Below are 18918 nucleotides of genomic sequence, written 5' to 3' on the forward strand. Positions count from 1 at the left end.
TTCACTGGCGCACCGCGTAGACGAAGTGCACGACGGTACCGGCGTGCAGCGGATTCTGCTCCACTTCGACATGGAAGCCCTTGGCGTTCAACAACGTGACGATCCGGTCGAGCCGCCCCGCCAGATCATGCGCCTCTACGACGACCTGGTCGATCTTGCCCCAGTCCTCGTCCGCGACGCCCTCGAGTACCTCCAGCTCAGCCTTTTGCACGTCGATCTTGAGCAGGTCGACATGCTCAATCCCGGATTCGGCGAGAGCTGTGCTGAGCGTTTTGCGCGCACAGGTGTACGTCACGGCCGCCAGCCGCTCGTCCAGATACTGCTGTGACCCGGCCAGCCGCGCGCCCTCGCCACCGCCGTTCAGATGAGCACTGTTGCCGAGGATCCCCGACAACAGTGCTCGCTCCTGGGCGTCGTCCGGATGGAACGACGACATACCGGTGAGATCGGGATAGTAGGTGAACCGGGCGGAGTCCGCCTTTGCCCCGAGCGCGAACGCATGGAACTCGACCCCGGCTAGCTCTCTGGTAGTACGCCGCAGCGCTTCGAACAGCGGCGGGCACGGCTCGAACGCCAGCACCCGCAGCCCGGGCGACTTCGACTTGGCGTACAACGTGAACAGGCCGATGTGCGCCCCGACGTCGATCACCACGCCGGTTTCGGGGTACCGCACGCCACCCCGGTCGTAGGTCCTGTGCTCGAAGACGTCTTGGTACAGATACTCGGTTTCGGAGGGTTGTGGCGAGTACACCTTCAGCCCACCGGGTAGCTCGACCTCTTGAACCGTGGCTTTTCCGGACGGAGCCTCGGCGGAATTCCGGTCGTCCGTCTCGCCCCGCCCACGGGCAGCGTCGATCTCAACGGCCAAGGCCGCGACCGTCGTGCCACGCAACAGGGTGCGAAGCGGGAGCGAGATCGAGAACAGCTCATTGAGCTGCGCGACGACGTGGATGCCGACGAGTGAGTGCCCACCCAGCTCGATGAAGTCCGAGTCCCGGCCAACGCTGTCGAGCCCGAGTGCCGTCGCCCAGACCTTGGCGACGGTCTCCTCGGTGTTGCCTTCCGCGACGGCCGTCGCGCCGGCGCCGGCGGCGGCGCGCGGCAGGGGTGGCAGCTCGCGCCGGTTCACCTTTCCAGTCGCGGTGAGCGGCAGGGCGTCGGTGAATACGAACCCAGATCTCGCCGGTACCATGTGTCCGGGCAGGTCATCCAGCATGCGTCGGCGCAAATCGGCGGGGTCCAGCTCGTGGTCGGCGACGACGAACGCGGCCAGCTGCTTGCCCAGCGCTTCGGTCTCGTGCACCACGGCCGCAGCCATGTGCACGCCCGGCTGCCTGGCCAGTACCGCCTCGACCTCGCCGAGCTCGATCCGATAGCCGCGGATCTTGACCTGGTCGTCATGGCGGCCGAGGAACTCGATTTCGCCGTCCTCGGTGAACCGTCCGCGGTCCCCCGTGCGATAGAGCCGGTCGCCCTCGGTGCCGAACGGGTCGGGGATGAACCGCCCGGCGCGGGCCTCCTCGTCCAGGTAGCCCTCGGCCGGGCCGATGCCCGCGACGTGGATCTCGCCGGGTACACCGGGCGGCACCGGTCGCGACCACGGGTCCAGGACGTGCACGCGCACGTTGCGCACCGGCCTGCCGATCGGTGGCGCGGCAGGCCACCGCATGCTCGGCCCGGTGAGCTCGAACGCGGTCACGACGTGGGTCTCGGTCGGACCGTACTGGTTGTCCAACGAGCAATCGAGCTGGTGGAACAGGCGACGGATCGGCATCGAGACGTGCAACTGCTCGCCTGCCACGACGATCTCGCGCAGCGAGCTCATCGCTCGCTGTTCCAGGGTCGCCGTCACCGCCATCTGGTTCAGCGCCACCGGGGGCAGGAACAGCCTGGCGATGCCGTAGCGCTCGACGTGCTCGGGCAGCAGCGAGACGTCGTCCCGGACCTCGTCCGACGCGACGACGAGGCTGCCGCCGAAGCCGAGTGTCGAGAAGATCTCTTGGAAGCTGACGTCGAAGCCGATCGACGTGCGCTGTAGCGTTCGCCTACCGGCTGGGTCCTCTCCCCGCTCGCGTTGCCAGCGCACCAGGTCGACGAGCCGCCGATGCTCCACGACCGTCCCCTTCGGACGGCCGGTAGACCCGGACGTGAACAGCACGTACAGCGGATCGGCGGCGGTGACGCCCGAATCGGGGTCGGACTCGTCGGCGGCGGCGATCCGCTCGGCATCGCGGTCGATACTGACCACCATCGGGCCCGGTGCGACGAACCGGTCCGACAGCGACGAATCGGTGACCACCAGCGCCATCCCGGAGTCCTCGACCGTCATCCGGTTCCGCGAGTCGGGAAACGTCGGCACGATCGGCACCACCGCGGCGCCGGACTTGAGCACGCCGAGCGTGCTGATGGTCAGCTCGGGCGTCGCCGGAACGCACAGCCCGACGCGCGTGCCAGGCCCGGCGCCCAGCGATCGCAGATGGTTGGCCAGCCGGTTGGCACGCGCGTTCAGCTCGCCGTAGCTGATCACCTGGTCGCCGTAGACGAGTGCTTCTCGATCGGGTCGGGTCCGCGCCTCGACCTCGAAAAGCCGGTGCAGGGTCACTCCGTCGGACTCCCTGTGTTCGCCCTGTCCCCAGGCGGACAACGCCGCACGATCTTCGTCGAGCAGGTAGTCCACCGCACGGACCGGCGTTCCCGGCGCGGAACGGCCTCGTTCGGCGAAAGCGAGGACATGTCCGCCGAACCGGGCGATCGTCGCCTCGGTGTGCACGTTGGCGTTGTACTCCAGTTCCAGCGCATCGGCGGCGACCGTCACCGTGACGTCGTTGCGCAGATCGGAGATCGTGCTGTGCCGGCCCTCGACACGCAGGACGACGGAGAACAGCGGATGCCGGTCGGTGATCTCCTCGACGCCGAGCGCCGCCCACAGCTCGTCGCTCGCGAAATCCGTCCTTGACTCACTCTCGGCGATCACCTCGGTCGCGCCGTCGACCATTTGGCCGAACGGCGTCGCCGGGTCGACCTCGAGCAGTATCGGCAGTGCGGTGTCGACCTCGCCAGTTCTGGAAGGCGGCGACCCGACGACGATCCCTTCCATCTCGTCGCTGCCCCGGTACCGATGCAGCACGGCGGCCGTCGCGGCAAGGAACACCGCGTGCGTCTCGGCGGTGGGGACAACCAGGTTCGAAGGCAGTCGTACGGTCATGCTCTTGCGGCGGTACACGCTGCTCCGCTTGCGAAACAGCGGAGGACCGGCCTCCGCTCCCCTGCGGCCCAGCCGCTCGGCCCACCAGGCGTTGTCGCCGCGCAGTAGCGTGCTCGTCGTCTCGGTCAAGGCGCAATTCCTTTCAAACGGGCCAGAGAACCGGGCAGATGTCTGGGTCGGCGTAGTCGGGCAACCCCGTGTCGTCCTTGCGGCACAACAGATCGTTGATGTGCACGGTCCGCTTCCCGGACGAGTCGGTGTGCGGCACGTAGCGGTTGGCCCGGTCCTGGAAGTGCAGCGCCAGCGCCACCCGGTCTCGAGAGCTGCGGTTGGCGTCGCTGCCGTGGATCGTGCGGCAATGGTGGAAGCTGACCTGTCCCCGCTTGATCCGCAGCGGCACCTTGTGCACCGGGGTCGCGCCCGCGAAGGACCGCTCCAGCTCCGTCATGTCGTGCTCGGTGAAGGTGCGCATCCACTCTGTGTCGTCGCGACGGTGACTACCGTCCACAAAGGAGATGGCCCCGATGTCGTCGTCGCAATCCTGGAAGGGAATCCAGGCGGTGAGCATGTCCCGCGAGGAGCAGGTCTGCCAGTACGCCGCGTCCACGTGCCAGCCCACGGTCGATTCGCTCGGAGCCATCCCGGCCGGCTTGCAGATCAGTTGGTCGTGGAAAAGCCGGATCTGGTCGGTCCCGGCCAGCCGCGCCGCGATCCCGGCGATCACCGGCAGGTCGACCAGCTGACGGAGATCGTCGTTCTGCAGCGACACGTAGTCGTTGAGACGGATGACGTCGCCGTGCTGCGGCTGCCAATCCAGATATCCGCCGGTGATCAGCAGTTCATGGTCCCGCTCGCCCGCGTAGTGCCGCTCAGCTCCCAGCTGCGCGGTCTCCAGCACTTCGTCGGGGATGACCACGTCGCTGGTCCACCAGCCATGCTCGGCATAAAAGGCGACATCCTCCGCAGTCGGCAGCAGGTCGCCGATCGCCGTCGTCCGTGTCATTGGGCCTCCTCAATCGGCGCGCGGAACTCCATGGCGGTGATCGGCGCGCCGAACGGGACGTTGGGATAGACATTCAGTTCGGTCGGTACCCGCACGTGCAGCAGGGCGGGTTCCCTGTCGGCCCGCCACAACCAGCGCAGAGCGTCGTCCACCGCGTCCGGCTCGGACACCGACGCGGCGGACATCCCGTAGGCCTCGGCCACCTTGACGAAATCGGGCGCATCGTAGCCGTGCACGGTCGAGGGGTACCGGCCGTCGAAAACCGCCTCTTGCAGTTGACGGACCGATCCATGGCAGCCGTTGTCGACGACCACGATCTTCACCGGCAGGTGGTTGCGTATCACTGTCTGCAGTTCCTGGATGTTGAACTGGAACGCGCCGTCGCCGACGAACAGAACGACCGGGCGGTTCGTGGCCTCGGCGACGCCGATCGCGGCGGGGAACGCCCAGCCGCACGGTCCCATCCCGAGCGCGGGCATGAACCGCTGCCCCTCCGCCGGCTGGATCGACTGGCAGGCCCACCACAGGTGCTGCCCGTCGTCGACGACGATCGCCGCGGCGCATGCCGACGCGGCGGAGAGCCGGCGCACGAGTGAATTCGGATTGATGCCCGGAGAATCGGGCAGCTCGGCGGTATCCGGCCAAACGGCGCCGAGCCTGGCCAGGTGCTCCGCCCACGCCGTCCGGTCAGGGAACCGCCGTTCACGGGCCACGGGCACCGCCGCGTCGAGGAACGCGCCCAGGTCGGCCGTGATCGTTCGGGCGCCGCGGACCCGCCGCATCTCCCCGGGGTCGCAGTCGACCTGGAACGTGGTGCGGCCGCGGCCCCAAGCGGCGACGTCCGCCCCGATCGTGCCGAAGTCGAGCCTGGTGCCCAGCGCGAGGACCAGGTCCGCCTCCGCGACGGCGTGGTTGACCCAGCGGTTGCCGTACATACCGATCATGCCCAGCCGCAGCGGGTGGGCCGCGGGGAGCACGTCGAGCGCCATCACCGACGCGGCGACCGGCACGGCGAGCTCCTCGAGGAAGGTCCTGGTCCGACCAGCCGCCCGCGCGGCGTGGACCCCGCCGCCGATCAGCACGAGGGGCCGTTGCGCGGAGGCGACGGCGTCCAGCATTTCGTCGATGGCCTCTGCCTCCGTGAACTCCGGTGGCCGCGGCACGGACGGGTTCGGCTCGGCGTCGGCGAGGACGGGCATGGTCTGCACGTCCGCCGGGAGCTCCACCATCACCGGCCCCGGGCGCCCGCTCACGGCCAGCGTCATCGCGCGGTCCAGCAACTCCGGCAGCTGTGCGCCGGACCGCGCCCGCCAGGCCGCCTTGGTCACCGGCTCGGCCATCGACAGGACGTCGCACTCCTGAAAACCGAACTGGCGCACGGGCCTGTCGCCCTTGAGCAGGTAGCTCTGGACCTGGCCGACAAGGAACACCGCGGGGACGGAGTCGAGATAGGCGCTGCCGATTGCCGTCAGCATGTTGGTCGCCCCCGGCCCCGCGGTCGCGATCGCCACTGCGGGCGCTCCGGTGTACCGACCGACGCCGTCCGCGGCGAAGGCGACAGCCTGTTCGTGGTGCATGGTGACGATCCGCACCCGTCCGTCGCGATGGATGGCGTCGAGCAGGGCGGCGATCATTCCACCGGGCAGGGTGAAGATCTGGGAGATCTCGTTGGCGCGGAGCCAGCTGACGACGTAGTCGCTGACCGTCCGGGCTGTCGTCCCGGTCTTTGTGGGTGGGGCGTCGATCATAGGCACGGTCTCCTCAGGTCTTCTCTAGCCGGACAGCCGCTGTGCGAGCTCCGCCGAGGCGGGGACCGTTGGATCGACCCGGCACGACAGTGAGCAGTAGTGGGCCGCCCGCCCGTGGTCCCCCAGTTCGTCGTGGATCCACGCCAGGTAATAGGCGGCGCGGGCGACCGGTAGACCGCCGAGCGGGATCGCCCGCGCGAACGCCTCCGCCGCCTCCTCGAGCCGGCGGGCTGCGAGGAGCGCCTGGCCGCGCGCGACCCAGGTCCGTTGATCGTTGGGGCTCAGTTCCACCAGCCGTGCGGTCGCTTCGACGGCCTGCTCGGCGTCACCCGAGCGCAGATGCGTCTTGGCGATCGTTTCGTAGAGCGGAAAAGCGTGGTCGATCCAGGCCAGCTCACGCAGCGGGTCGGTCAGTTCCGCCTCGGCCGTCTTTTGGTGTGCCTCGGCCAGTTCCAGTTCCCGGAGCGCGCCGTTGACGTCGCCGCGCACGAACGGGACGTACGCAGTTGCACGGTGGACCGTCTGCGCGGCGAGGTTCTCGGCGAACGGATCGGCCTCCCACTCGCCGGAGGCCGCGAGCGCCAACTCGGCGGCCTCGTGGAGGGCAGGCGTATCGGCGCCACGCCGTCCATTGCGCACGACCACGTAGTTGGCCGCGATCATCCTCACTCTGGCGCCACGCGACCGGTCACGGGCGAGCTCCAGTGCCCGGCGCTCCAGCACCGCCGGATCGTGACGACGGCGCACGAAAACGGTCAGCTCCGCGATCGCGCACTCTCGAGTGAACTCGTGTGCCGCCGGATCGGCCGCGTCCATTCCGAGCACCCGCGCCGCTTCCTTGGGATAGCCCAGTCTCAGCATCAAGTCGCTCGCGTTCGCGCGCTCCGGCGGCTCGAGCTCGGCGGGGTCGGCGACCAGTTCGGCCACCCGGCGCCACAGATCACCGGCCAGGTCGACGGGGAAGCCGGCCATCGTGTCGCCCAGCGCGTCGACTCGGTTGTGCGAAGCGACCGCGAGCACCCGCAAGATCGGTGGTGGATTGGTGTTGAAATGCGGCAACTCCACCGATCTCCCGGCGACGTACCGCGCGCGGGCGTGGGTGGACTCGGCGTGCTTCGCCGAGGCAGGGCCGGGGTCGGCCAATCCTCGATATACCCCGCAAGCCACCGGGACTCCAGCGGTGGTCAACGCGCGCAGGCGCGCGGCCAGCGGTTTGGAGCCCGCTGGAGGCAGATATGCCGGTGGTCCAGTGATCACGAGAACTCCCAGGTTCCACAACCGTTTGGTTCCGCAGCGCGGCCCGTTCATCCGATGCATCGCCTTGACCGGGGGCGCCACCTGCGCGGATGACGCCCCCGTGCACATCAGCGGTGCTGCCACTCACCGAGGGTCTCGAACTCGAACTCCTCGGCTACCGTCTCGATGCTCTCCATGACTTTCACCCCCTTCCTCCATTGTGGACTATGCGACGGACAGACGTGTCCGCCACGAATTCAGGGAGGATGCGCAAAAGATTAGTTGCCCCAGTGCAAACTTGAGTCAATATTCGACCGTACACACGACATACGATCACTACAAGTGGACATTCGAGAACTACGAGATCTACTGTAGACAAACACGGGCATGAGTCGATTCTGGATCCACGGGCTGATCGAGAATCCGTAATTCGTATCATGATCACTCAACGTCATAAAGCCGCTCAGCGAGACCCGGACGGCTCATTGACGGACCCGACATTGCCTGATTCAGTGAATCGGGGGCTTCGCGAGTACATCTTCGCAAAACACACCGCGCTCAGGACGGTCACGAAGGGAGGCGTCGCGATCCACGATGGCCGACGTATCGAAGACCGCCCGGCCCAGCGCCGCGGACGAGCGGGTATACCCAGCGAGCCAAGGACAACTGCGCTTTGCCGAGGGCGACGCCCAGCTTGGCAACCGCTCGGTTCTGAACGTCGCGCTGCGCATCAGCATCGCGGGTCCGCTCGACCCGGCCGCGCTGGCTACCGCGGTATCGGTTCTCGTCGAGCGCAGACACGTGCTCAGGACACGATTCCGCCGCGACGGCACCGGGTTCAGCCAGCAGGTTATGCCCGCCGTGCCGGTGGAACTGCCGGTCACCGATCTCCCGGCGGACGACGGCGCGGTGTCCGCGTGGTGCGAAAGACAGGCCATGGAACCGTTCGACCTGCACCATGGGAAAGTCGCGCGATTCGCGCTGGCCCGTGCGGGCGCGGATCGGTGGGTACTGATGTTCGTGCAGCACCACATAGTCACAGACGCGATGTCACTGAGCATCCTCATGGCGGACCTGGCCGAAGGCTACCGAGCCGCGGTTTCAGGCGTCGCCGACAACCGTGGACAACCTGTGCAGCTGGCGGAGTTCGTCAGGTGGGAGCAGGAGCATTTGGCCGGCGAGGAGGGGCGGAGGTCCATCGAGTTCTGGCGCACGGAACTCGATGGCGCGGAACTGTCGATGCCATTGCCGGGCGACCGGCCTCGCCCAGCCGCGCTGAGCGGGCATGGGACTTTGCAACCCTTCGACGTCGACACGAACCTCGCGCGCGACCTCACCCACTGGGCCGAAGCGCACCACGTAACGCTCTACGCGGTGCTGCTGACAGCTTTCGGCCAGCTGTTACGCGGACTTGTGGACCAGACCGAGGTGGTGGTGGTCGGCGCGTTCCCGAATCGCACCCGACAGCGGTTCGAGGACCTCGCCGGCCCGCTCACCAACTCGTTGGCACTGCGCCTGCCTGGCCGCCCGGACCACACCATCCGCGAAACCGTTCTGGGCGTAGCACGCCACCTATGGACGGTGGCAGACCACGTCGCCGTGCCGTTCTCGGTCGTGCTCGACAAGGCAGACGTCCTCACGAGGCCGGGGGCGGACCACTTCCCGCAGGTGTGGTTCTCCCTCCACCCCGATCCGGGGCGACGGCTGGCCATACCAGGCCTACGGGCCACCGCCGAGGAGATCGCCATCCCCGGCGTGCGTTCCGATCTCGGTGTCCTGGCGATGCCCGACGTGAACGGCCTCCGGCTGTGGGCCGAAGCAGCGGACTACATCGCGCCGCGGACCGTCTCACGTTGGATGACCGACTACGAGCGCCTGCTACGACAGTTGGTCGAACACCCCGCCACACAACTGCGCGAATGGTGACAACGCCGGAGGACCACAATCACGAGAGGAACGTGACATGCACGTCGGCTTCGAGGCGGCCTTTCAGCACAGAGGCAGCTATCCCGATGCGGACTTCATGCGCAAGGAACTGCACTACTGCGTCCAAGCCGAGACACTCGGCTTCGACTCCATCTGGCTGACCGAGCACCACTTCAGCAACTACGGCTTAATCGCTGACCCGCTTCAAGCCTTGTCCTATCTGGCCGCGCGCACGAATCGTGTTCGCCTCGGCACTGCGGTTCTCGTGCTTCCATGGCACGATCCGGTCCGGCTCGCCGAACAAATCATCCTTGCCGATCACTTGTCCGGCGGGCGGCTCGTTCTCGGCCTGGGCCGGGGGTTGGCCAAGGACGAGTTCGAAGGCTTTCGCGTGCCGCTCGACGAGTCCCGTGCCCGTTTCGCCGAATGCGCCGAGTTGGTGCTGCCTGCGCTTGAAACCGGCTTTATCGAAGGTGGCGAGACAACTCGCCAGCCTCGACGCGAACTGCGGCCAAGGCCGCTCAAGTCGTTCCAGGGAAGGGTGTTCAGCGCGTCGGTGTCGCCGGAATCCAGTCCGCTGGTCGCCAAGATGGGATTGGGCATGATGCTCATCATCTTCAAACCTCTTCACCTCATGGAACAGGATGTCCAGCGTTACCGCGGCACCTGGTCGGACCTGCACGGCATGGCCAGCGAACCACCCGGCCCGCTGCTGTCCGTCGTCGTGGTGGTCGACAAAAGCTCCGACCGGGCCTTGCAGATCGCCAAGAAGCACAATGACCGGAGTCATGACGTCGCGGTGGCGCACTATGGGATGGCGGACAAGGACTTCGGCAGGACGGAAGGATACGAGTTCTACCAAAGCATGCGGCCCGTGGCACGCACCGACCTCGACCTGACTCCCAGCACCGTTGTGCACGGCACACCGGATCAGGTGCTGGAACAGCTGGAGACCTTGCACCGCACGTTCGACCTTCAGGGCCTTCTGACGATCTTCCACGGCATTCCGGAACAAGACGGTCACGACAGCCTGCACACCTTCGCCGAATACTGCCTGCCCGAGCTCAAGAGTTGGCCGGCGAAATCCACCTTTTGACACCCCTGCGACTATGTCGGCCCCACCACGACGTCCCGCAGCGGAATCAAATGCCTCCTCGGTCAGGAGCTTCGGCGAACGTCGTCGACGCTCCAGAGGCTCCTGGCGACCGGGGGTCTCGTACGGCACCGGCTGGACTGCCGCACCGTATCGGCCAAGCCTGTCAACGGAAGGCCCAGTGGTACGACGAGGTCGGCGTCGTGGCACATGCGCCAGGCGAGATGACACCGGCCACAGAACGGATTTCTGCACTGTTTGCCCAGCATAGGTACGTCGTGTCCGACTTCAGCGCCGATTCCACGCGCGCACTGGCCCCAGGTAAGCCGGACACCGCCGTCGCCGGGCCGAGGGGTAGGCGGTGGACATTCGGGCGATGTCGGCGACGTACGCCGCGCGGTAGGCTCAGGCTTCCTGGCTCCAATCGAGCCACGTGCTTACACTAGCCGCACTGCCAACGCCGTCGAGCACGACGCCTTTCCTGAGACCATGTGGAAATGCACCGAGCTACCCTGAGTTGGGCGCACGCCCGTGGTCGGTTATTTGGGCGGCGCGAGCGGGTGCGGTTCTCCGGTTAGCGCGGCGAGCGCGCCGGCGACTTCATCTAGGTCTGCTCGGACGTACGTCGACGTCGTCCCGGCGTCGCTCTTACCGTCGTGTCCGGCGTAGGCGCGGGCGACGGCGTAGCCGAAGTTGCGTTCGACCCAAGTGAGCGTGGTGTGCCGGAGCCAGTGAGTACTGACTTGCTGGGTGGCAACCCACGGGAGCTGGGTCCCGACGCGTTGCCACAGGTGGTCGTAGCGCCTCGCGGTGATCGGTCGGCCGTTGCGGTAGCGCATGAGTTGCGCTGACCGGTCTCCGTCTCCTCGCTGTTCCTGATGGTTGATCAGGTGGCGCATCAGTGTGGGCGAGACCGGTTGCCAACGAACTGTCTCGCCCTTCTCCCGCAGCTGGACGAGGCATTGATCCGGATCGAGGTCTTGCCGCCGGAGAGCGAGGGCGCCGCCACGGCGGCACGCGGTTTCGGTGTGCAGGCGTAGCAGGAGCAGGTCGAGTTCGGGATCGTTGCCTGTAGTTCCCGCGGCGTGGTTGATCTCGGCCAGTCGAGCGTCGGGGATAGCTCGCCGGGTGCTGGCCAGCCTTCTCGGCTTGGCGACCCGCTTGGCGGGGTTGTCGTTCTCGCTCAGCAGTTCGTCGGCAATGGCGTGCTGGTACAGGCAGCGTAGGGAGGCGATCAGGTGCTCAGCTGCGGTGCGCCCGCCTCGCGAGTTCTTGCGGACCACGACCCGGTGCCTGACGTCTTCGGCCAGTTGCTTGATCTCAAGCGGAGTGGGCTCGTCAATGGGTCGATCTCCCCACACCTCCACAACCCGCCGCCAGTACGTGCTGTAGACGCGACGAGTTCCGGGTGCGGTCACGGTTCGGGAACCGGCTCGGTTGACCGAATCCGAACCCAGCGCCGGCGGAACGATCAGGAAGATCGCGAGGACCGGCAGAAGCATCAGCCAGGTACTGCGGGTGCGGTGTTCGTGCTCGTGTCCGGCGCCCGCCGACGCCTTGGCTCCGCGGATGTCTCTCACGATCGCGACGACGGCGAGCGCCACGGCGGTGAAGCCGGCTCCGACCAGCCAAGGCGCCATGCCCGGCTTCACGTAGCGAAGGTAGGTGCCGTCGAACGTGATCTTGATCAGCGCTCCCCCGATCAGGAGGAGCCACCCCGCCGGTGCGTTCACGCCCGCCGCCGGACGAGCCAGATCGCCACGCCGACGGCCACGAGCAGCGCCGCGCCGCCGCCGAGGACCCAGCCGAGTGCCGACGAACCCTCGGACTCCGGGGCTTGTTCGGCCGCGGTCACCGAGGAGGTGGCGGTGACCGGTGGCGGGGTTGACGATGCCGGTGTGGTGGTCGTGGTCGGCGCCGGAGCGGCGACGGCGAACTTCACGGCTCCGTTCACCCGATGCCCGTCGATCGACTGCAACTTGTAGTTCAACACGAAGGAACCGTTGGACAGCGCGGGCAATGGCTGTGTCACCACTCGCTCAGCCGTCGTGGGAGCGAGCAGTGTCAGCGGCTGCGAGTCCGGCCCGGTCAGGGAGATCGCCGCCGACGAGAGATCCACTGGTTCGCTGAAGGTGAGCGTGGCCGCGGCCGGTGCCACGGTCAACGACGATCCCTCGGCCGGATCGCTGCTCTCCAGTCTCGCGGTCGCGTTCGCCGGGGCGGTCCCGAGCAGCGCGAGCGCCAACGCGGTGGCCACCACGGCAATCAGACGGCTGATCACGACTTCTCCTTGGCCGCCCGGCGGCCGCGCATTGTCGCACCGACTCCGAAGCCGAGCGCGAGCGCGGCGACGGCCAGCGCGATGCCCGAGAGCCAGAGTGACGAGTCGTCCCGCTCGGGCGCGACGGCGGTCTGTGCCGAGTTCCCGTTCGCTGCCTGTCCGGTGCCGTTCGCGGCGAGTTTCAGCACAGGCGCCGGATCCTCCGGCTCCGTCCCGTCCGGAGCGGGAGGGTTGGCCCAGTTGGCGACCTTGCCGTCGTCGTAGGTCTGGGCGGCCGGGATGACGAGTTTGTCGGTGTTCTCGGGGAGCCCGGAGACGTAGAGGGCGAAGTTCCCGTACTGGTCGGGGCCGATGCGCACGCCCGGCTCCGCCGTCCAGGTGACCGTGCGGACGGCCTCGGTGACCTCCCTGGCGCCGACCTTCACCGGCTGGTCGAGCTTGGCGCGGGTGATCTGCACCGTCCAGCCTTGCTTCGGTTCAGCGCGGACCGAGCTGATCGGGAACTCGGCAGGCAGGGTCAGCGCCAGCTTGACGGTGCCCGCCGAAGCGGATTCGTTGGGTACGCGGAAGGTGATCTCGTTGGATCCTGCCTTGCTGATCTCACCGGGTGTGACGCTGACATGCGCGGCGGCTGTGCCGGTGAGGACGAGCAGAGCGGCTCCGCAGGCCGCGGTGATGGTGGCCGATCGCGACGCCGCTGTTCCGGCTCGCGTGCGTCCGGGCGGCCCGGACAGGTCGAAAGAAGACATGGTTGTCACAGCTCCTGGGAAAGTGTGAAGAACCCGCCGTCCGATCGGGCGGCGAGCACAAGGAATTCCGTCAGAGCTGGAAAGGGGGCCCGCGCCTGCTGTGCTCCCGCCGGAGCACCACCTCATGCGCGGGGACCAGCGTCGGAACGACGGCCACCCAGAGCGGCCGCAATGCGGGCAACACCGGCGAGCGTCGCGGGAGCAACGACGCGCAAAGCCGCGCCACCGCGAAGAGCACGGCGTCGGCGCGCGCGAGCATGAGCCCGATGAGCACGGCGGCGCAGACGTGGCCCGCGATCATCGACCAGCTCGGCCACGCGAGGCCGTGGTGATGGCCGAGTCCGGACAGCCAGGACAGCATCAGGTGCAGTGCCGCCTGGGTCCCGCCGAGTGTGGCGACGACGACCGGCACGCCGCGCTGCCGGTCCGCCAGTGAAGTGCCACCAGTGGCGATGAGCGCGGTGAGCAGCAGGGCGCTGCCCGTGTCCGGAAGTTCGCCTGCCGCGGCGACGTGGCCCGCGTAGCTGAGCGCCGTGGACGTCACCGCGAACACGCACCCGCGCACGGCGCGCAGGACGCCACGCGTGATCGGCGCGACGGAGTCCATGGGCGGCAGCCTAAACCGAACCCCCTCCGGCGACCAGCGACACCGCACGCTGGAAGCGATCCGTCACCTGCCGGGCGATGCCACCCGGAACATCTCCAGCGCCATGTCGATCATCCGCCGGTCGACCTCGAGTTCACCATCGACGGCGCGGCGAAGCGGTCGAGCGGACACGAACGAGATCAGCCACCACGCCGCCGCGTCGGCGTCCAAATCGGCACGAAGCTGCCCGGCCTGACTGCCTCGTTCGAGCAGCGCGGCGAAACCGCGGACCACCCTCCCGATCGCGGTCCGACCGGCGTCCGCGACAGCGGGATCCACGTCGGCGGCGCCGCCCTCGGCGAACAGCACCCCCAGCGATCCCGGCGCGTGCATGGCGTCGATGTGTTCGGGCTCCAGCAAGGCGCGCAGCACGTCCGGCACGGACAGTTCGGATGTCCGCAGGGAGTCCAGGAATCCGATCGCCGTATCGGCCGCGCGGTCGAGCACGGCCGCGAACAAGCGTGCCTTGGAGCCGAAGTTCTGGAACACCACGGGTTCGCTGACCCCGATCCGCGCGGCGATGTCGGAAACCTTGGCCCGGGAGTACCCGTACTCGCTGAACACGGTGGTCGCCGCGGTCAGGATCGTGTCGCGGCGCTGCTCGGCGGTCAGCCGGGTGCGGCCAGAAGTCCGGGTCACCCGGTCATCGTAACCCTCTATCCCTCGAACTTAGTAGCCGCTAAGTTAGACTGGAGTCAGAACTTAGTCGCAACTAAGTAGTGAGGTGCGAGATGGGAATCGGGCGAATGCTGGTCGGACATGGCGGCCACCGGGAACACGGCACACTGATCACGCATCCGGGCTGGTACGAAGCGCTGAGCCGGATCGGGTTCCGCGGGCGCACCCGCCTGTACCGGGAGCTGGTGCGATTGTCGGCAGCACAAAGCGGCGATCGGGTCCTCGACGTCGGATGCGGGACAGGACATCTCGCCGGAATCGCGGCACGCGCGGTCGCACCGGACGGGCAAGTGCTCGGGGTCGACGCGTCGGCGGAGATGATCGGGTTCGCCCGCGCCAAGGCCGCGCCGGAGTGCCGGTTCGAGGTGGGCACCGCACAGGAATTGCCCGGGAGCGACGGCGAGTTCGACGTCGTGCTCTCCAGCCTGATGCTGCATCACCTGCCGGACGGCGATCAGGCCGCGGCGCTGCGGGAGATGCGGCGGGTGCTGCGCGCCGGAGGACGGCTCGCCCTCGCCGATTTCCGGCCGCCCCGGTCGCCGCTCGGCAGACACCTGGTCGGTCTGGCATCCGGGCCGCGGATGCTGGACGACCCTGACGGGCGTCTCCCCGGACTCGTCCGGGAAGCCGGGTTTACCGTTGAGACGCAAGGAGAACTCGGCTGGCTGTCCTATGTCACGGCGGTCCGCTGACCGTCAGCGGGCGGCACTTGGCGGAACCGGCCGGTCCGCGCGGCACGTAAGCTGCGAATGTGGCACGGGACAGCGCAGGCCTTCCGGTGGCGGTGAACGCTGCCCGCAGCATCGTGCTGGCCGGCGCGGCGGCGGCGCTCGGGCTCGCCGCCCATGTGCTCGGAGGGGGCGTCGTTCCCAACATCGGGATGGCGCTGGCCATCGGTGGCGTGATCGGGTGGGCGGGCACCGCCATCGCCGACCGCAGCCGAGGACCGGTCGCCGCGATCGGGGCGCTGGCGGCCACGCAGGGCGTCCTGCACGCCGTTCTCCTGCTCCCCTCGCACCTGACCCACCGCCACATCGCCCCGGTCCTGACTGAGATCGATCCGGTCCAGCTTTTCGGCGCGCACGCGCTCGCCGTCGTGCTGCTCGGCCTCCTGCTCACCCGCGCCGATACCGCGGCGATCGCGCTGCGTGGCCTGGTGTGGCGGGCGCTCGGCAGGATTCCGGCGCCGGTCGCCACCTCTCATCCCCCGTTGCGAGCACCGGTTCTCCGTGCGGCGGAACCGAACATCATGACGGCAGTCCTGCTGCGACGCGCTCGTCCGCGGCGTGGGCCCCCTGTCTTTCGCTGAGGTTTCTTACCCACCCGTTGCTCCTGAGACGTGCGACGGCCTCACCGCACGGATGTCCCCGAACCGTTTCGGCGCGGGCATCCGTGACCTTCAGCGAAAGGCTTCACCCATGGCAGAAAGACCGAACGCCCTCGCCCGCGGCAAGCGGCTCGCCAGCACCGCGGAGGACCTCCTGCAGCGCGCTCTGGTGACCGCGGGCCTCCGGCAACCCGATTCGGCGATCGCCGCCGACGCGCAGGACTACTGGCGACGACCGGCGGGCTCCCGCTGGGCGGCCGACTCCCACTGGCGCGACGCCCCGGTCTTCCGGGACAACGACCTGTGGCACCGGATCGGCGCGGATCACCTCGCCCTGTTCGAAGCCGGCGCCCGCATGGCCGAGTTCACCCGGCCCTGGAACCGGATCGTCGAATGGGGCTGCGGCGGCGGGGCCAACGCGGTCCACTTCGCCCCGGGTGCCAAGGAGTTCATCGGAGTCGACATCTCTCGCGATTCCCTTGCCGAATGCGGTAAGCAGGTCGCGAAAGTCTGCGAGACCCCCTTCCATCCGGTGGCCATCGAGGTCGCTGACCCGGAAGCCGCGCTCGGACAGATCGACGGCCTCTGCGACGTGTTTCTGTCCTTCTACGTCTTCGAGCTGATCCCGTCGCCGGAGTACGGCGAGCGGCTCCTGCGCATCGCCCACGGCCTTCTCGCGCCCGGTGGCCTGGCCCTGATCCAGATCAAGTACGACACCGGCAGCTGGCTCACCAAACCACGACGCCGCGCCTACCGCCGCGGACTGGCGAACATGACGACCTACCCGATCAACGAGTTCTGGGAACTCTCCGAACGCTGCGGCTTCACTCCCCAGACGGTCCGGCTGGTACCACGCAACGACCTCGACGAACGCTACGCGTACTTCTTCCTGGCCAAGGAGCCCACCGTCGTCTGAGCGCGTCCGTGGTCCGGCGTCACCGCGCCGGACCACGGGAACCGCCGACGCTCTCTTCTCCGCAGGCACCGCAGACACCGACGACGTCGACCATGTGACTGACATAGCGATATCCGTGCTCCGCAGCCACATCACCGGCCCACGTCGAGATGGAGTTCTCCGCGACTTCGACGGTGTACCCGCACGAACGGCACACCACGTGGTAGTGCGGTTCGTCCGAGCAGTACCGATACAGGGTCTCACCACCGATCCTGAGCACGTCGGCCTTGCCTGCTTCGACCATGGACTGCAAATTTCGGTAGACCGTCGACAGCCCGATCGTCTCCCCGCGCGTACGCAGCTGCGCGTAGAGGGCCTGTGCGGATCGAAAACGGCTCTCGGACTTCAGCAATGACGCCACCACAGCCTTCTGCCGCGTCGAACGCTCCTTCACCACCGACAACTGCAATCCACCTCGTTCCGGACCACACTCACGCACCACCGTGGCGACGGGCAAGACGTCAGATTCGAGTGATCGTGTACAGCTCGTGGTCCGGGTTGGTGACCGTGAGCCGGAGGCCGTACTTGGCGACTTCGTCCGCCAGCGCCGACGCGGTGATCACATGCCAAAGATCGGATGCGGTCAGCTCGGTGACGACGTTTCCTCGCCGCTCGACCCGGTAGGTCATGGTCCAGGTGACGGCGTCCGGACCGGCGGGTTCGGCGGCGGCGACGCCGAGGTACTCCCGGCCACCGATGCGCACCTGCGCCATGGGGGTCGCGGGGATGGCGACAGCTGTCGTAGGTGGCTGCAAGTTGAGGATCGCCCGTCCGCCGGGAGTGAGACGGTTGGCGAGCATGCCCCACAAGGCTTGGCGTTCCCCGGGATCGAAGTGGCCGAGCACGTTCATCGCAATGACAACGGAGAGCCGGTCCGGCAGTGGCGCGACGAGCGCGTCGGTGCCGAGGACGGTGACGCGGCGGGCGAGGTCGTCATCCTCGACGCACCGGGTGAGCAGCGCCGTCCGCAGGGCCGGATTCGGCTCGATGGCGATGATGTCGGCACCGGGCAGCGCGGCCGCGAGGACAGCGGTGCCGAGCCCGGTCCCGGCGCCGACGTCGACTACCGGCCCACCGCTGGTGTCCACACCGGACAGTGCGTCGGTGAGCACCGGGCCCAGGCCGGTCCATGCCTGCCGGAGCAGCACGGCGACGTACTCCGCGGTCCGGTGGTAGAAATCCTCGGTCATGCGGTTCCTTCCGCGAGCGGGCCGACGACCGTGACGACCGCGGCGATCGTGGCCGCGGGGTGGTCGAAGACGTGGAAGTGGTCACCGGGCACGAACACCGCCCGGAACTCGGCGCGGGTGTATCCCGCCCAGGCGTGCACGTGCGCGGGCGTCAGTTCGCCGTCGTCGACGCCGGTCAGTGCGGTGATGGGACACGCCAGCCGTTCCCTGCCCATGACCGGCCGGTAGGTCTCGTTGACGGCGTAATCGGCGCGCAGGATGGGCAGCAGGTAGTCGCCGCCGAGCGCGGCCATCGACGTCGGCCGCTCGCCTCGCAGTCGCGCGATCTCGGCGGCCAGTTCGGCGTCCGGCGCGGTGTGGAAGCTGTCGCGCCGATGCTGGTGCGGCGTCTCCTTGCCCGATACGACCAGATGCCCCGCGTTCCCCAGCGCGCACGCGGCTTCGTAGGCGATGGTCGCGCCGAGGCTGTGCCCGAAGAGGACAGTCGGCCGATCGGCCAACGCGGTCAACCCGGGCAGGAGATCCGCGACGACACCGGGCATCGTCGTCTGCGCCGGTTCACCCCACCGGTCCTCGCGGCCGGGGAGCTGGGCGGCGTGCAGCTCGATCCACGGCGGCAGCAGTTCCGTCCACGGCCGGAACGCGCTCGCCGCGGCGCCCGCGTGGGCGAAGCACAACAGCCGAACCCGGGCACCGGGGTTCGGCGCGGGACATCGCCACGCCCGGATCACCGGCTCGGCGCGATTCATGCATCTCCCTTCATTCGACACGCAGGGTGTTCGTCCACACGGAGCAATACTGCTCCATCAGATGAAAATGATAGCCGTTTTCGTGTATGAAGGACAGCGCGTGACGGTTTCCGCCGTTTCGTTCCCTCGACC

The 18918-nt window shown here is 68.0% G+C and carries 17 protein-coding genes; 5 read left to right on the forward strand and 12 right to left on the reverse strand.

What is annotated here, in order from left to right; genetic code table 11:
* Window position 1: 1 nt before the first annotated feature.
* The 4 genes from AC069H_RS41545 to AC069H_RS41560 are packed head-to-tail and all read right to left on the reverse strand — an operon-like array spanning window position 2 to window position 7213.
* Entirely contained in the window at window positions 2-3334 is a 3333-nt protein-coding gene (locus AC069H_RS41545) for a non-ribosomal peptide synthetase (protein WP_478235984.1), read from the reverse strand.
* A gap of 13 nt (window positions 3335-3347) precedes the next feature.
* Window positions 3348-4208, reverse strand: a complete 861-nt coding sequence (locus AC069H_RS41550; RefSeq protein ID WP_478235985.1) for a phytanoyl-CoA dioxygenase family protein — start codon at window positions 4206-4208, stop codon at window positions 3348-3350.
* Entirely contained in the window at window positions 4205-5956 is a 1752-nt protein-coding gene (locus AC069H_RS41555) for a thiamine pyrophosphate-binding protein (protein WP_478235986.1), read from the reverse strand. Before AC069H_RS41555 ends, AC069H_RS41550 begins: the two co-directional genes overlap by 4 nt.
* 24 nt (window positions 5957-5980) lie before the next feature.
* Window positions 5981-7213 (reverse strand): hypothetical protein, encoded by a 1233-nt coding sequence (locus AC069H_RS41560; RefSeq protein ID WP_478235987.1) that lies wholly within the window; start codon window positions 7211-7213, stop codon window positions 5981-5983.
* Between the two features lie 573 nt (window positions 7214-7786).
* On the opposite strand from AC069H_RS41560, the gene AC069H_RS41565 reads away from it, so the two are divergent.
* A complete protein-coding gene (locus tag AC069H_RS41565; RefSeq protein WP_478235988.1) occupies window positions 7787-9118 on the forward strand; it encodes a condensation domain-containing protein in 1332 nt (443 codons plus the stop codon).
* Window positions 9119-9155: 37 nt separating this feature from the next.
* Complete coding sequence (locus AC069H_RS41570; RefSeq protein ID WP_478235989.1) at window positions 9156-10214, forward strand: LLM class flavin-dependent oxidoreductase; 1059 nt, start codon at window positions 9156-9158, stop codon at window positions 10212-10214.
* A 536-nt stretch (window positions 10215-10750) separates the two neighbouring features.
* Here AC069H_RS41570 and AC069H_RS41575 read toward each other — a convergent pair.
* The 5 genes from AC069H_RS41575 to AC069H_RS41595 all read right to left on the reverse strand — a co-directional run bounded on the left by AC069H_RS41575 (window position 10751) and on the right by AC069H_RS41595 (window position 14526).
* The gene (locus AC069H_RS41575) at window positions 10751-11944 is read right to left on the reverse strand and encodes a tyrosine-type recombinase/integrase (RefSeq protein WP_478235990.1); all 1194 of its coding nucleotides are present in this window, start codon (window positions 11942-11944) and stop codon (window positions 10751-10753) included.
* Entirely contained in the window at window positions 11941-12492 is a 552-nt protein-coding gene (locus AC069H_RS41580) for a copper resistance CopC family protein (protein ID WP_478235991.1), read from the reverse strand. The genes AC069H_RS41575 and AC069H_RS41580 overlap by 4 nt, the downstream gene beginning before the upstream one ends.
* Window positions 12489-13241: a YcnI family copper-binding membrane protein gene (locus AC069H_RS41585; protein WP_478235992.1), complete on the reverse strand. Its 753-nt coding sequence runs from the start codon at window positions 13239-13241 to the stop codon at window positions 12489-12491. Before AC069H_RS41585 ends, AC069H_RS41580 begins: the two co-directional genes overlap by 4 nt.
* Window positions 13242-13311: 70 nt before the next feature.
* The gene (locus tag AC069H_RS41590) at window positions 13312-13848 is read right to left on the reverse strand and encodes a hypothetical protein (protein WP_478235993.1); all 537 of its coding nucleotides are present in this window, start codon (window positions 13846-13848) and stop codon (window positions 13312-13314) included.
* Window positions 13849-13911: 63 nt separating this feature from the next.
* Window positions 13912-14526, reverse strand: coding sequence for a TetR/AcrR family transcriptional regulator (locus AC069H_RS41595; RefSeq protein WP_478235994.1), 615 nt, complete (start codon window positions 14524-14526; stop codon window positions 13912-13914).
* 92 nt (window positions 14527-14618) lie between these two features.
* Between AC069H_RS41595 and AC069H_RS41600 the strand changes: the two genes are divergently transcribed.
* From AC069H_RS41600 to AC069H_RS41610, 3 genes are all read left to right on the forward strand, one after another.
* Window positions 14619-15257, forward strand: coding sequence for a class I SAM-dependent methyltransferase (locus AC069H_RS41600; protein ID WP_478235995.1), 639 nt, complete (start codon window positions 14619-14621; stop codon window positions 15255-15257).
* Between the two features lie 59 nt (window positions 15258-15316).
* Window positions 15317-15874: a hypothetical protein gene (locus AC069H_RS41605; RefSeq protein ID WP_478235996.1), complete on the forward strand. Its 558-nt coding sequence runs from the start codon at window positions 15317-15319 to the stop codon at window positions 15872-15874.
* Between the two features lie 109 nt (window positions 15875-15983).
* A complete protein-coding gene (locus tag AC069H_RS41610; RefSeq protein ID WP_478235997.1) occupies window positions 15984-16808 on the forward strand; it encodes a class I SAM-dependent methyltransferase in 825 nt (274 codons plus the stop codon).
* Window positions 16809-16827: 19 nt separating this feature from the next.
* Here AC069H_RS41610 and AC069H_RS41615 read toward each other — a convergent pair whose 3' ends face one another.
* From AC069H_RS41615 to AC069H_RS41625, 3 genes are all read right to left on the reverse strand, one after another.
* On the reverse strand, window positions 16828-17244 hold the full coding sequence (locus tag AC069H_RS41615; protein WP_478236015.1) for a Fur family transcriptional regulator: 417 nt from the start codon (window positions 17242-17244) through the stop codon (window positions 16828-16830).
* Window positions 17245-17308: 64 nt separating this feature from the next.
* Window positions 17309-18037 (reverse strand): class I SAM-dependent methyltransferase, encoded by a 729-nt coding sequence (locus AC069H_RS41620; RefSeq protein WP_478235998.1) that lies wholly within the window; start codon window positions 18035-18037, stop codon window positions 17309-17311.
* Window positions 18034-18786 (reverse strand): thioesterase II family protein, encoded by a 753-nt coding sequence (locus AC069H_RS41625; protein ID WP_478235999.1) that lies wholly within the window; start codon window positions 18784-18786, stop codon window positions 18034-18036. Before AC069H_RS41625 ends, AC069H_RS41620 begins: the two co-directional genes overlap by 4 nt.
* Window positions 18787-18918 lie beyond the last annotated feature (132 nt).

This window comes from Amycolatopsis sp. NPDC043887 (assembly GCF_056435665.1).